The organism is Rhodococcus sp. HNM0569, from assembly GCF_012726205.1.
Taxonomy (GTDB): Bacteria; Actinomycetota; Actinomycetes; order Mycobacteriales; family Mycobacteriaceae; genus Rhodococcus_F.
In genome coordinates this window covers 1-14,427 of the sequence record NZ_JAASAE010000014.1, presented here as the reverse complement: position 1 = coordinate 14,427, position 14,427 = coordinate 1, and the positions used below count along the sequence as shown (strand labels likewise).

General features: G+C 68.6%; 10 protein-coding genes. All 10 read left to right on the top strand.

Features of this window, described 5'->3' with window-relative positions; genetic code table 11:
• Window positions 1-285: 285 nt before the first annotated feature.
• Complete coding sequence (dnaA, locus tag HCA44_RS17035; RefSeq protein WP_169650519.1) at window positions 286-1,926, top strand: chromosomal replication initiator protein DnaA; 1,641 nt, start codon at window positions 286-288, stop codon at window positions 1,924-1,926.
• Between the two features lie 766 nt (window positions 1,927-2,692).
• Window positions 2,693-3,877, top strand: a complete 1,185-nt coding sequence (gene dnaN, locus HCA44_RS17030) for a DNA polymerase III subunit beta (RefSeq protein ID WP_169650518.1) — start codon at window positions 2,693-2,695, stop codon at window positions 3,875-3,877.
• Window positions 3,874-4,815: a phosphogluconate dehydrogenase (NAD(+)-dependent, decarboxylating) gene (gene gnd / locus HCA44_RS17025; RefSeq protein WP_277350840.1), complete on the top strand. Its 942-nt coding sequence runs from the start codon at window positions 3,874-3,876 to the stop codon at window positions 4,813-4,815. Before dnaN ends, gnd begins: the two co-directional genes overlap by 4 nt.
• Window positions 4,816-6,033, top strand: coding sequence for a DNA replication/repair protein RecF (recF, locus tag HCA44_RS17020; RefSeq protein WP_169650516.1), 1,218 nt, complete (start codon window positions 4,816-4,818; stop codon window positions 6,031-6,033).
• Window positions 6,030-6,593 (top strand): DUF721 family protein, encoded by a 564-nt coding sequence (locus tag HCA44_RS17015; protein WP_169650515.1) that lies wholly within the window; start codon window positions 6,030-6,032, stop codon window positions 6,591-6,593. Before recF ends, HCA44_RS17015 begins: the two co-directional genes overlap by 4 nt.
• A gap of 134 nt (window positions 6,594-6,727) precedes the next feature.
• Window positions 6,728-7,630, top strand: coding sequence for a metal-dependent hydrolase (locus HCA44_RS17010; RefSeq protein WP_169650514.1), 903 nt, complete (start codon window positions 6,728-6,730; stop codon window positions 7,628-7,630).
• Window positions 7,631-7,743: 113 nt separating this feature from the next.
• Window positions 7,744-8,763: a PDR/VanB family oxidoreductase gene (locus HCA44_RS17005; protein ID WP_169650592.1), complete on the top strand. Its 1,020-nt coding sequence runs from the start codon at window positions 7,744-7,746 to the stop codon at window positions 8,761-8,763.
• Between the two features lie 41 nt (window positions 8,764-8,804).
• Window positions 8,805-9,764 carry an alpha/beta fold hydrolase gene (locus HCA44_RS17000; RefSeq protein ID WP_169650513.1) on the top strand — a complete coding sequence of 320 codons (960 nt, stop codon included), beginning with the start codon at window positions 8,805-8,807 and terminating at the stop codon, window positions 9,762-9,764.
• Window positions 9,765-9,963: 199 nt separating this feature from the next.
• Window positions 9,964-12,012, top strand: coding sequence for a DNA topoisomerase (ATP-hydrolyzing) subunit B (gene gyrB, locus HCA44_RS16995; protein ID WP_169650512.1), 2,049 nt, complete (start codon window positions 9,964-9,966; stop codon window positions 12,010-12,012).
• Window positions 12,013-12,356: 344 nt separating this feature from the next.
• Window positions 12,357-14,427, top strand: a 2,071-nt coding sequence (locus tag HCA44_RS16990) for an ATP-binding protein (protein ID WP_169650511.1), incomplete at its 3' end; no start/stop codon positions are given.

Below are 14,427 nucleotides of genomic sequence, written 5' to 3'. Positions count from 1 at the left end.
CGCCCCAGACGTTCTCCACAGCCCAGCCGCGACCGTGCACCGAGTCCGATCTGACGCACGTTTCCGCAGTTCGAGGCGATATTCATTGCTTACATCCCCGGCCGCACTCCGCCCGGCCGGGGATGTACCCTGGCATTATCCACATCTGTGGATAATTGTGTGGAAACACAGATCAGGTGGCATATTCGGTAGTTCGACGTGCGCCGGATCGGCCACGCGATCCACAGCCCGACACGCGGTCCGGAGACTTCCACTGTGCCGCCCGAACGCCAGGGGAGGCACTGCATGACCGAGGATCCCGACGCCCTCACTCGAGTCTGGCCCGACGTCGTCGCAGACCTCACGTCCGCATCGCCCGGTGGCGATCTCGCGCCGCTGTCGCACAGTCAGCGCGCATGGCTCGCCTTGTGCCGGCCGTTGGCTCTGGTGCAGGGCTTCGCGTTGCTCACCGTCCCGTCACCGTTCGCACAGGAAGCCATCGAGCGGGATCTGCGTGAACCCATCCTGCAGGCCCTCGGCCGGCATCTCGGCGAGCAGGTCGAAGGGCTCGGCGTCCGGATCGCGGCGCCCGAGGACGCCGACGAGACCCCGGCACCGGCACCCGAGCCTGTCCGCGCAGCGCAGCCACGGCACGCCGTGGCCGACCACGACGGAGTACAGGGATCCGGCGGCGGCGTGTACCGCAGGCGCCTGTTCACGTCCGACGCCACCGAACCGGCGGACTCGGAACTCCTCGGCCCCCCACACGCCACCGACTCCGACCGCCTCACCGACGCGGAGCTCTCCGACGGCGAAGAAGTCGACGACGACAGCGAGGCCCTCGCGTCGGTGCACGAGTCGTGGCCGTCGTACTTCACCCGGCCCCCGTCCGGCTCGACGGCCTCACCCGCCGGCGGCACCAGTCTCAACGCGAAGTACACCTTCGACACATTCGTCATCGGCTCGTCCAACCGCTTCGCACACGCCGCGGCCGTCGCGATCGCCGAGGCTCCCGCACGCGCATACAACCCGCTGTTCATCTGGGGCGCGTCCGGGCTGGGCAAGACGCATCTGCTGCACGCGGCAGGCCATTACGCACAGCGTCTGTTTCCGGGCATGCGGGTCAAGTACGTCTCGACCGAAGAGTTCACCAACGACTTCATCAACAGCCTCCGCGACGACCGCAAGGTGGCGTTCAAGCGCCGCTACCGCGAGACGGACGTGCTGCTCGTGGACGACATCCAGTTCATCGAGGGCAAGGAAGGTATCCAGGAGGAGTTCTTCCACACCTTCAACACGCTGCACAACGCGAACAAGCAGATCGTCGTGTCGTCGGACCGCCCGCCCAAGCAGCTCGCGACGCTCGAGGAACGACTCCGCACCCGGTTCGAGTGGGGCCTGATCACCGACGTCCAACCGCCCGAGCTCGAGACGCGCATCGCGATCCTGTCGAAGAAGGCGAGGATGGACCGCCTCGAGGTGCCGTACGACGTCCTCGAGTTGATCGCGAGCCGCATCGAACGCAACATCCGCGAGCTCGAGGGTGCCCTCATTCGTGTCACGGCGTTCGCATCGCTCAACCGTCAGCCGCTCGATCTCACGCTGGCCGAGGTGGTGTTGCGCGACCTCATGCCCGACTCGACCACGCTCGAGATCAACGCGGCGACGATCATGGCCGTGACCGCGGAGTACTTCGGCATCTCGATCGACGACCTGTGCGGCCCCGGCAAGGCCAGGGCCCTCGCCCAGGCGCGTCAGATCTCGATGTACCTGTGCCGCGAGCTCACCGACCTCTCGCTACCCAAGATCGGCCAGACGTTCGGCCGCGACCACACCACGGTGATGTACGCGGACAAGAAGATCCGCAAGGAGATGACCGAACGTCGCAAGGTCTACGACCAGGTGCAGGAGCTCACGGCCCGCATCAAGCAGCGCTCGAAGCGCTGACGGAGCGCCCGCTCGAGCCGCCGCACGGCGACGCCTCGAGGCCCGCGGCGCGCGCATCCACCGTCCGCCAGCTCGTGAAACCCGCCGCGATCGACGCCTCGAGGCGTGTCGTCCCCCACCTCGAGGCGTCGCCGCTGCACCCCTCGAGGCGTCACGGAGGGGTTCCTCGAGGGGGTGTGAACGGCGTTTCCTCGAGGGCGCGCGGCCGTCCGGTGCGCGACACGCCGACGCGACACGCCGAGCTTTCGACCTCGGATTCCGCACTCACACCTGTGGACAACTGTGGGGATACCGGTGGAAAGACTGTGGACCGGCCGTGCATGAATTGGGGGTACCTCGAGTAATCCACATCGGTGCACGATCGGTCCTCGAGTTGATCCTCGAGTTCTCCCCATGTCTCGAGGGGCGGAGACCTGCGGTGACACCGTGGTGTCCACAGATTCCACAGTGCCTAATAGTACTGCTTGAATTTTCCTTCCTAGAACTCTTTCAAAACAGGCTTGGGGATTGTGAGTGGTGCACAGCCGTTCCTCGAGTCTCGAATCGTCTCGCCCGATCGTCTTCCACCCGGGCGCTCGAGCGCTTACCGTTGTGCAGCGCCGCACCCACGGACGTCCGGGCGGTTTCCGGACGGACTCCCTGTGCAAGACTGTGAGTTCTCAGCACCGGCCGGGCGGGTCCGTCGAGCGGGAAGTAGCCCGCCGCGACTCCGTGGGGCCGGCTGCGTCACGTGCAAAGGTTGCCTACGGAGAGGAACGAACCGGCGATGGAGCCTGGAAGCCTGAAGTTTCGAGTCTCCCGAGAGGAATTCGCCGATTCGGTCGCATGGGTTGCCCGCAGCCTGCCGTCGCGGCCCCCGGTCCCCGTGCTCGGTGGTGTCCTTCTCGAAGCAGGCGAACAGGGCCTGACGGTTTCGGGCTTCGACTACGAGGTCAGCGCACAGGTCCGGGTGCCTGCCGAGGTGGCCGAGGGCGGTAAGGCGCTGGTGTCCGGCAAGCTGCTCGCAGACATCACGCGCTCGCTGCCCAACAAGCCTGTCGACGTCGTCCTCGAGGGCACTCGAGTGCTCATCACGTGCGGCAGTGCCAAGTTCTCGCTTCCCACCATGCCGGTCGAGGACTACCCCCAGCTTCCCGCGCTGCCGGCGCAGACCGGATCGATTCCTGCGGACCTGTTCACCGAGGCCATCTCGCAGGTCGCGGTCGCGGCGGGCAAGGACGACACGCTTCCGATGCTCACGGGCATCCGGCTCGAGGTCGAGGGCGGCAAGATCGTGCTCGCGGCCACCGACCGGTTCCGCCTCGCGGTGCGCGAACTCGAGTGGATGCCGCTCGCGGCCGACACGTCCGCAGCGGTTCTCATCCCCGCGAAGACGCTCTCCGAGGCCGCGAAAACGCTTCCGGGCGAGGCGAATTCGCCTGTCGAGCTCGCATTCGGCTCGGGCTCGTCGGTGGGTGCCGAAGGGTTGCTCGGCATCGTCGGCGGCGGACGCCGCACCACAACACGCTTGCTCGACGCCGAGTTCCCCAAGTTCCGTCAGCTGCTGCCCGCCGAGCACACCGCCATGGCGATCGTCGAGATCGCCCCGCTCGTCGACGCGATCAAGCGTGTCGCCCTCGTCGCCGACCGTGGCGCACAGGTGCGGCTGCGGTTCACCGCCGAGGGCCTGTTGCTGTCGGCCGGTGGCGACGACGCGGGCAAGGCCGAGGAGGAGCTGCCCGCGGAGTTCCGCGGCGAAGAACTCACCATCGCGTTCAACCCCGGGTATCTGGGCGACGGCCTGTCCTCGCTCCACTCGGAGAAGGTTGCGTTCGGGTTCACCACGCCGAGCAGGCCCGCGGTGCTACGACCCGCCGGAGAGGTCGAGATCGAACCCGATGAGAACGGCAATTTCCCTGCGCCGCACAGCGAATACACGTACCTCCTGATGCCGGTGCGCCTGCCGGGCTGACCGGCTCGCGCACGAGGTACCGCACACGATCGGAGTTCGGGATGCAGATCGGAATGGTCGGTCTGGGCCGCATGGGCTCGGGAATGAAGGCTCGGCTGCTCGCGCACGGTCACGATGTGCTCGGGTACGACCCGAACCCCGACGTGTCGGACACCGCATCGCTCGCCGAACTCGTCGAGCGGCTCGCGGCACCTCGCCTGGTGTGGGTCATGGTGCCTGCGGGAGAGGTCACGCACCGCAGCATCCGCGCACTCGCGGGCCTCCTCGCACCGGGCGACCTCGTGATCGACGGCGGCAACAGCAGGCACGACGTCGACGACGAGCACGCCGAGATCCTGGCGGCCGAGGGTGTCGGATTCGTCGATTGCGGTGTGTCGGGCGGTATCTGGGGACGGGAGAACGGTTACGGCCTCATGGCGGGCGGCGCGGACGAGCACGTCGCGCGCGCGATGCCGGTGTTCGACGCGTTGCGTCCGGCGGGCGAGCGTGCGGAAGGCTTCGTGCACGCGGGCCCGGTCGGGGCGGGGCACTACGCGAAGATGGTCCACAACGGTATCGAGTACGGCCTGATGCAGGCGTACGCCGAGGGTTACGAACTGCTCGGCGCGGACGAACGGATCCACGACGTCCCGGGCGTGCTCAAGGCGTGGACGCACGGCACCGTCGTGCGCTCGTGGTTGCTCGATCTGCTGGTGCGGGCGCTCGAGGCCGACCCGCAGCTCGACGAGATCGCCGGTCGCGTGGACGATTCCGGCGAGGGCCGGTGGACGGTCGAGGCCGCCGTAGAGCGTGCGGTGCCCGCGCCGGTCATCACCGCGGCACTGTTCGCGCGCTTCGCGTCCCGTCAGGACGACGCGCCGGCGATGAAAGCGGTTGCGGCACTGCGTAACCAGTTCGGAGGGCATGCCGTCACGCGTGCCGGGGGTTCGGATTCCTGAGTGTTCGTCCGCGCGCTGACCCTCCGTGACTTCCGGTCCTGGGACACCCTCGCGCTCGAGCTCACGCCCGGGTGCACGGTGTTCGTGGGGCCCAACGGGCACGGCAAGACCAACATCGTCGAGGCCGTCGGGTATCTCTCGACGCTCTCCTCGCACCGGGTGTCGTCGGACGCGCCACTGATCCGCGCGGGCACCGAACAGGCTGTCGCGTCGGCCACCGTCGTGAATGCGGGTCGCGAGCTGACCGTCGAGGTCGAGCTCAACGACGGCAAGGCCAACCGGGCCCGCATCAACCGTTCGCCGTGCAGGCGCACTCGCGAGATCCTGGGAGTGCTTCGCACGGTGACCTTCTCGCCCGAGGATTTGGCGCTCGTGCGCGGTGAGCCGGGTGAGCGTCGCCGGTTCCTCGACGAGCTCGCGACGTCGCTGCGCCCCGCGACGGCCGGGATCCGCGCGGACTACGACAAGGTGGTCCGGCAGCGTTCGGCGTTGCTCAAGTCGGCGGCGGGCGCGTTGCGCCGGGGTAGCCGCAGCGACGAGGGCGCCAGCGCACTCGCGACGCTCGACGTGTGGGACGCGCACCTGGCACAGCACGGCGCGCATCTGCTGGCGGAACGGCTCTCCGCGGTCCATCGGCTCGCGCCCCACGTGTCGGAGGCGTACCGCTCGATCGCGCCGCAGTCGCGGCCCGCGTACATCCGGTACCGCTCGACGCTCGCAGGCGTCGTGCCCGACGAGTTCCTCGATCCCGCGCGCGAACCCGAGGGCGGCGACGTCGACCTGTTGATCGACGCGTTTCACGTGGAACTGTCCCGCATGCGCAGCCGTGAGATCGAGCGCGGCACGTCGCTCGTGGGACCGCATCGCGACGACCTCGAACTGCACCTCGGCGACGGACCTGCGAAGGGCTTCGCGAGCCACGGCGAATCTTGGTCGTACGCACTGTCGTTGCGGCTCGGGTCGTTCGCGCTGATGCGTACCGACGGCAGCGATCCGGTGCTCGTGCTCGACGACGTGTTCGCCGAGCTCGATCGCACCAGGCGAGCGGCGCTCGCGACGGTCGCGGCCGACGCGGAGCAGGTGCTGATCACCGCCGCGGTGGCCGACGACATACCGGCCGAGCTGCGCGCGACGCGTTTCGCCGTCGAGGCACGCGATACTGACCGGGGCCGCGTGTCGACCCTCACCGGACCGATCGTCGACGGGAGTGACCTGTGACCGACACCGATCCCGCTGCGAGCACCGACGCCGCACCCTCCGCGGAGCCGCGCGGTGTCGACATCGCGCGGCGCGCGCTGGAAGAAGCGCGCGCGGCCGCGAAGGCGAAGGGGCAGGCCGTCGGACAGGGGCGGCGGTCGGGTGGCGTGCGCGCGTTGCGTCGCGGTAGACGCCGGTCGGGTTGGTCCGGTCCCGGGCCGGACGACCGCGATCCCCAGACGCTCGGCGCACTCGCGGGTGCCCTCGCGAAGTCACGCGGCTGGGCGCCGCGTGTCAACGAGGGTGCGGTTTTCGGTCGCTGGGAGCAGGTCGTGGGCGCGGAGATTGCGTCGCACGCGCAGCCGACGTCGCTCAACGACGGCGTACTCGCGGTGTCCGCGGAGTCGACGGCGTGGGCGACGCAACTGCGCATGATGCAGTCGCAGATCCTCGCGCAGATCGCCGCCTCGGTGGGCGACGGCGTGGTCAAGCAGTTGCGCATCTCGGGCCCCACGGCACCCAGTTGGCGCAAGGGACAGCTGCACGTACGCGGACGCGGACCGCGCGATACGTACGGGTGAGCCGATCGCCGGCACGCCCCTGGAATTTGTCTATTACTCGGTGTTACGGTAACTCTTCGAGTCAGTGAACTGGGTCACCCGTGCTGTGGACTCCTCATGCACGAAGGACCTGTCATGCACGAAGGAGACGTGTCATGCCCGATACCGGCGTCATGTCCGACACCGAGCCCGACCACATCCTGTTGCAGGCGCGCAATGTCGAGTTCGACTGGGCGGACGTGCCGCTGCACTGGATTCCGGGAGATCCGTTCAGTACGCACACCCTCAACGTCCTCCACCTGCTGCTGCCCGCGGGTGAGGACTGGTTCGTCGAGACGTTCAAGGAAGCGTTGCCGCTGATCGAGGACGAGAAGCTGCGCGAGGACGTCATCGGTTTCATCGGCCAGGAAGCGGTGCACTCGCACGCGCACAGCGGGGTTCTCGAGCACCTGAAGACCCAGGGCATCGACCCCACCCCGTTCACGCGGCAGATGGAGTGGACGTTCCGCAGGATTCTGGGACCGCGCCCACTCACGGGTCTGCGTTCGCGCAACTATCTGGTCGAGCGGCTCGCGGTGGTTGCGGCGATCGAGCACGCCACGGCCTTCCTCGGCGACTGGGTACTCAACGCCGACGGCCTCGACCGCGCCCGCACACATCCGACGATGCTCGACCTCCTGCGTTGGCACGGCGCGGAGGAAGTCGAACACCGCGCCGTCGCGTACGACGTCATGCGCTATTTCGACAAGCGCGATGCGCGGCGGCTGCGTACGCAGGTGCTCGTCACACCGGTGCTCGTGTGGCTGTGGGTACGTGGCGTGCGATTCCTGATGCGCAGTGATCCGTCGCTGGCCGCGTGGTCGGAGCACCGCCGTAAACCGCACTACTCGGACTTCCGGGCGGCGGGCAGGCGCGGCACCCTGCCCACGACCTGGGGGCTCGTCAAGCGGATGTCGACCTACTTCACGCGTTCCTACGATCCGCGCAACGAGGGGTCGACGTCGCAGGCCGTGCGTTACCTCGCCGAGTCGCCCGCCGCACGCGCGGCCGCGAAGTGAGCGCGCGGCTCGCGTCGACACGACGCATCGTGCGCGACACCTTGCTCGGCCGCAACTGGGAGCGGCACGAGCCACCGCCGGACCTTCGTGGCAGGCCGCACGCGGACCGCGCGATGCGGCTGACCCAGGCGGTCGTCGGCCGCTATCTCGGTGCGATCGGTGCGTACGACTACGATCCGGCGTTCGCGGGCCACAACCCCGACAGCGCACTCGAACTCGTCGTCTCCGGCAGGCGTGTGGTCGCGCACGACGACGACGTCGTGGCACTGCGCTTCGCGTCGCCCGACGGTGCCGCGTTACCGCATTGGCACCCCGGCGCTCATCTCGATCTGCACCTTCCGTCGGGCCTGCGGCGGCAGTATTCGTTGTGCGGCGACCCCGCCGACCGCACCGGGTACACGATCGCGGTCCGGCTCGTGGCCGACGGCGGTGGCGGTTCACGCGAGATGCATGCCCTCGCGCCCGGCGACCGGGTCACGATTCGCGGCCCGCGCAACGGTTTTCCGTTCGTGCCACACGGCGCCGCGCTGTTCGTGGCGGGCGGTATCGGCGTGACGCCGATTCTCGCGATGGTGCGTCAGGCCCGCGCCCTCGGCATGGACTGGCGGTTCGTGTACACCGGTCGTACGCGTGCGGCGATGCCGTTCCTCGACGAGATCGCGGCCTTCGAGTCCGACCGGGTTCTCGTGCGACCCGACGACGAGTTCGGGGTGCCCACTGCCGCCGAACTGCTCGAGCACGCGCCGGCGGGCGGCGCCGTGTACTGCTGCGGCCCCGCCCCCATGCTCGACGGGGTGCGTGCCGAGTTCGACCGAACAGAGTCCGCCGCTTTGCATTTCGAGCGCTTCGGCCCGCCGCCCGTGCGGGACGGGGTGCCCTTCGAGGTGCAACTCGTGAGCACCGGCGACGTCCTCGAGGTGCCGGCCGACCGTTCGGCCCTCGACGTGATCGCCGAGCAGCGCCCGGATGTCGCCTACTCGTGCCGTCAGGGCTTCTGCGGTACGTGTCGCGTCCGGGTCCTCGCGGGCGAGCCGGACCATCGGGACGCCCGCCTCACCGACGACGAACGGCGAGAATCCATGTTGCCGTGCGTGTCCCGCTGTGACGGCGGGCGCCTCGTGCTCGACGTGTGACGCGCCGGGTGCCGAATCCATCCCGACCGAGAAGGACCACCATGACCCCACCGCGTCCCGCTGCCGAACCGGGCCCCGCTACCGAGCTGCGCCGGGTGACCGAGACCCGCCGCGTCCGCAACCGTTCCGTCGAGCTCGCCGTGTTCGAGAGCGGCCCGAGCGACGGCGAGACGATCGTGCTCGTCCACGGGTGGCCCGACACACACGCGCTGTGGACCCACGTGGTGCCGCTGCTCGAGGAGAACTACCGCGTCGTCACCTACGACAGCCGTGGTGCGGGCGCGAGCACGGTGCCCGGACGGACCGAGGACTACAAGCTCGGCCACCTGGCCGCCGACCTGTTCGCGGTCATCGACGCCGTCAGCCCGGACCGGCCCGTGCACGTCGTGGGCCACGACTGGGGCTCCGTCGAGGGTTGGGAAGCGGTGTGCGAGCCGGACGCCGCGCGGCGCATCGCGTCGTTCACGTCGGTCTCGGGCCCCAATCTCGACCTCCTCGGCGCGTGGGCGCGGGAGAACCTGGTGCGCGGGCGGCTGCGCGGACCGCTCGCGCAGGCCGTCGCGTCGGCGTACACGGTGCTCTTCCAGGTGCCCCGTCTCGCGGACATCCCGCTGCGGACGTGGTTCGCGAAGCACTGGCCTGCCTTCCTCCGGTTCTTCGACGGTCTCGATCCGGCGGACGTGCGCACCGGCCCGACCCTCGCATCCGACATGGTCGCAGGCCTGCAGCTGTACCGCGCGAACATCCGCGACGGGTTGCTGCGCCCGCGCCGTCGGCGCACCGACGTCCCCGTGCAGCTCGTACTCAACCTGCGCGACCGCGCGGTGCGGCCGGTGGGCTACGCGGACTACGAGCGGTACGCGCCGAACCTGTCCCGTACGACGCTGCGGTCGGGCCACTGGGCACCGTTCTCGCATCCGGGCGAACTCGCGACGGCCGTCGCCCGGTTCGTCGACACGCACGCGGCGCCCGCCACGTCCTCGAGTGAGGTTTCCGGCTAGGTTTTCACCTGCGCCGGGTCGAGATCGTGGCTCAGCGTGCCCGTCAGGGTGTCGCAGCGGGCATGTGTCACCGAACTACCAGTAAGATGGGTACGTAATCAGTGGCATCATTCCCGAGACCACGACGCAGGCTGCTGCTCGAGTGAGACGCGCCGAGCCGTGTACCGGAAACCGGACGGAGAAGGAGAGCTACCCACTCGTGGCTGCCCAGAAGTCAGACAAGAGCGCAGGCAAGAAGGACTACGGTGCCTCCTCCATCACCGTCCTCGAAGGTCTCGAAGCGGTCCGCAAGCGGCCCGGCATGTACATCGGCTCGACCGGCGAGCGCGGCCTCCACCATCTGGTGTGGGAGGTCGTCGACAACTCGGTCGACGAGGCGATGGCCGGTCACGCCAGCAAGGTCGAGGTCACGCTGCTGGCCGACGGCGGCGTCCAGGTCGTCGACGACGGCCGTGGCATACCGGTGGGCATGCACGCGTCGGGCGTCCCGACCGTCGAGGTGGTCCTGACGCAGCTGCACGCGGGCGGCAAGTTCGACTCCGATTCGTATGCGGTGTCGGGCGGTCTGCACGGCGTCGGCATCTCGGTGGTCAACGCGTTGTCGACGCGGCTCGAGGTCGAGATCGACAACGACGGCTACCACTGGACCCAGGCATACGTGGACTCCAAGCCGGGCGAGCTGGTCCGCGGCGAGCCGACGTCGCAGACGGGCACCACCGTCCGCTTCTGGGCCGACCCGAACGTCTTCGAGACCACGCAGTACAGCTTCGAGACGGTCGCGCGTCGTCTGCAGGAGATGGCGTTCCTCAACAAGGGCCTCACCATCACGCTCACCGACGAGCGGGTGAAGGAGGAAGAGGTCACGGACGAGGTCGTCAGCGATCTCGCCGAGGCACCCAAGTCGGCGGCCGACGAAGAGCTCGAGGCCGAGATCGCGCTCGAGGTCCCCAAGACCAAGACGCGCGTCTACCACTACCCGGGTGGCCTCGAGGACTACGTGCGGTTCATCAACCGCACCAAGCAGCCCATCCACAAGTCGGTGGTCGGGTTCACCGCGAAGGGCACAGGTCACGAGCTCGAGATCGCGATGCAGTGGAATGCCGGCTACTCGGAGTCGGTGCACACGTTCGCCAACACGATCAACACCCACGAGGGCGGCACGCACGAAGAGGGCTTCCGTTCGGCGCTCACCGCCACCGTCAACCGCTACGCCCTCGACAAGAAGCTCCTCAAGGAAAAGGACCCGAAGCTCACGGGTGACGACATCCGCGAGGGCCTCGCCGCGATCATCTCGGTCAAGGTGGGCGAGCCGCAGTTCGAGGGGCAGACGAAGACCAAGCTCGGCAACACCGAGGTCCGGTCGTTCGTGCAGAAGGCGTGCAACGAGCATCTCGCGCACTGGTTCGAGTCGAATCCCGCGGACGCGAAGACGATCGTGACCAAGGCTGTGTCGTCGGCGCAGGCCCGCGTCGCGGCCCGCAAGGCGCGCGAGTTGGTGCGCCGCAAGAGCGCCACCGACATCGGCGGCCTGCCGGGCAAGCTCGCCGACTGCCGCTCCAACGACCCGAGCAAGTGCGAGATCTACATCGTCGAGGGCGACTCGGCAGGCGGCTCGGCGAAGTCGGGCCGCGACTCGATGTACCAGGCGATCCTGCCGTTGCGCGGCAAGATCATCAACGTCGAGAAGGCGCGCATCGACCGCGTGCTCAAGAACGCCGAGGTCCAGTCGATCATCACGGCTTTCGGAACCGGCATCCACGACGAGTTCGACATCGCCAAGCTGCGCTACCACAAGATCGTGCTGATGGCCGACGCCGACGTCGACGGCCAGCACATCGCGACGCTGCTGCTGACGCTGTTGTTCCGGTTCATGAGGCCGCTCGTCGAGCAGGGCCACGTCTACCTCGCACAGCCGCCGCTGTACAAGCTCAAGTGGCAGCGCGGCGCGGCACCGGACTTCGCGTACTCGGACCGCGAGCGCGACGTCCTGCTCGCGGCGGGCCTCGAGGCGGGCAAGAAGATCAACAAGGACGACGGCATCCAGCGTTACAAGGGTCTCGGCGAGATGAACGCCAAGGAGTTGTGGGAGACCACGATGGATCCGGCGGTGCGGATCCTGCGTCAGGTCACCCTCGACGACGCCGCTGCGGCCGACGAATTGTTCAGCGTTCTGATGGGCGAGGACGTCGAAGCTCGTCGCAGCTTCATCACGCGTAACGCGAAGGATGTCCGCTTCCTGGACGTCTGACCGCACGTCCGCCCTTGGCGCACAACGACATACAGGTTCGATCCACGGTTCCCGGGGCGCTTGCCCCGGGAACTGTGCGGTAGAGGCGCCGGTCGACCACGAGGTGAGCGGTGTGTAGCGTTGTCGTCCGACGGGCCCCTGGGGGCGGGTCACGGCGAGGTTACTCGGGGGTCACAAATCGTGACCTCCTGTGGTAGAAAACTCCCAGCCAGGGGTTGAACAGGACACTCGGTTCGCACTGAAGTCCGGTCGGGGTTGCACGGACGCCCCCACTCGGCCGGACATCGACGTACACGGTCACACACCGTGGCGGCGAGATCGACAGGTTGGAAGGGGAGCGTGGGATGAGCGAGACTTCGCCACCCGAGGAGCGGTCGAGACGCCGCACGCGGTTGTGGGACCTCGAGGGCTGGAGTCTGCGTTGGAAGGTCACCGCGGTACTCGCGGTGCCGGTCACCGTCGCGATGGTGCTCGGCGGCCTGCGTGTGCAGGGCGAACTGTCGAACGCCGTGCACTTCACGTCCGCAGCCGAGCAGATTTCGGGTATCCCCGACATCGTGTCGCTCGAGGGTGCGATGGGCGCCCTCGTCGGCGGTCACGCGTCGAACACGGCGACCCCCGAGGACCGCGAGCTCGTCGAGACCCAGCTCGACCGGGTCTCCGACTTCGCGGACACACCCGACCTGGACTCGAACACCGCTGACGCGATCCGCAAGAGTGTCGCGGAGGGTCGCGCGCTGGTCGACCTGATGGACGCGCCCGGCACCACGATCGACACGCTCGCCGACCGGCAGCGTGCGTTCGCCGAGGGCCTGCTCACCGAATTCGACCAGGTCGTGTCCACGGTCGACGACCCCGAGGTCGTCGACAAGGGCGCGATGCTCGCGAACGCGTGGCAGGCACAGCGCCGCCTGTTCGAGGAGACGGTCGGCCTCATCGCGATCCTGAACGATCCCACCACGCCGATCACGAATGTCGTCGGCGCGACCGGTGGCGAAGCCGCGCTGCTCGAGGTGCTCGGCCGCTACTACGACGAGCGCAGCATGGAAGATCGCAGCCAGCTCGACGCGCTGCGTGCAGGCATCGACGAGCGCTCGCGCCTCACCGCGCAGGGTGTGGAGGCGATCGAGAGCGGTACCGGTGGCCTGCCGATTCTCCAGCTGCGTACGTCGCTGCTGCAGAGCAAGGACACGTACACCTCGCTGGTGTCCGACGCCGCCCTCGACATCGCCGCCACGGTGCAGAATCGCGCCGACGAAACCCGTTCGGCAGCGCTGCGCGACACCGCGATCGTCGTCGGTACGGTCCTCGCGGCCCTCGTGCTGGCCCTGCTCGTGTCGCGCTCGCTCGTCGGCCCGATCCGCCGCCTGCGGTACGGCGCCCTCAAGGCGGCCCGCCGCGACCTCCCCGATGCGATCGAGCAGATCAAGTCGAGTGACGACCCCCGCGCCATCTCGTTCGACCCCGTCGAGGTCTACACCGACGAAGAGATCGGCCAGCTGGCCCGCGCGGTCGACGACATCCACGCCCAGGCGCTCAAGCTCGCGGGCGAGCAGGCGCACCTGCGTCTGCAGATCAACGACATGTTCGAGACGCTCGCCCGGCGCAGCAAGTCGCTCGTCGACCAGCAGCTCACGCTGATCGAGAGCCTCGAGTTCGAGGAGAAGGACCCGCGGCGTCTGGAGAGCCTGTTCCGGCTCGACCACCTCGCCGCGCGTATGCGCAGGAACGGCGAGAACCTGCTGGTCCTCGCCGGCACGCGCAGTCGCCGTGCCCAGACCGATTCGATCGCGCTCGGCGACATCCTGCGCGCCGCGATCTCCGAGGTCGAGGACTACCAGCGGGTGCAGATGGGCGCCACACCCGAAGGTTCGCTCAGCGGAGCAGTCGCGACGGACGTCGTGCACATGCTCGCCGAGCTCGTCGACAACGCGCTTCGAGCATCCTCGCCGGACACGTCGGTCACGTTCAGCTTTGCGCGTGCCGTCGACGGTGGTGTGCTGCTCGAGATCGCCGACCGTGGCATCGGCATCCCCGCCGACCAGATGTTCGGGATCAACGAGCGACTCGCATCGGGTGGCGAGATCGGTCCGGAGACCGCGCGTCACATGGGCCTGTTCGTCGTCAGCCGTCTCGCACAGCGGCACGGTCTCACGGTGCGCATGCGGTCGACTTTCGACACCGCGCGCAACCCGGGCGTCACCGTCTCCATCCACATCCCGACGTCGCTCATCGTGTCGCCGGCCGAGCGCGGCACCGGCCACACCGGTCCGCAGCGTGCCGTGCAGGGTCGCCAGCAGCAGGCTGTCGCGGCGCCGTCGCGACCGGCACTGCCACAGCGTCGCGACGGGGGCCGCGACGCGGGCGCCCCGCCCGCACCCGGTCTGCCGCCGCTGCCGCGGCGTGGCGAGCCCG

What these genes read in the sequence shown, in the direction of transcription:
- dnaA (WP_169650519.1), top strand. Translation starts at nt 286, where the DNA reads ATGACCGAGGATCCCGACGCCCTCACTCGAGTCTGGCCCGACGTCGTC.
- dnaN (WP_169650518.1), top strand. Translation starts at nt 2,693, where the DNA reads ATGGAGCCTGGAAGCCTGAAGTTTCGAGTCTCCCGAGAGGAATTCGCC.
- HCA44_RS17010 (WP_169650514.1), top strand. Translation starts at nt 6,728, where the DNA reads ATGCCCGATACCGGCGTCATGTCCGACACCGAGCCCGACCACATCCTG.
- HCA44_RS17005 (WP_169650592.1), top strand. Translation starts at nt 7,744, where the DNA reads ATGCGGCTGACCCAGGCGGTCGTCGGCCGCTATCTCGGTGCGATCGGT.
- HCA44_RS17000 (WP_169650513.1), top strand. Translation starts at nt 8,805, where the DNA reads ATGACCCCACCGCGTCCCGCTGCCGAACCGGGCCCCGCTACCGAGCTG.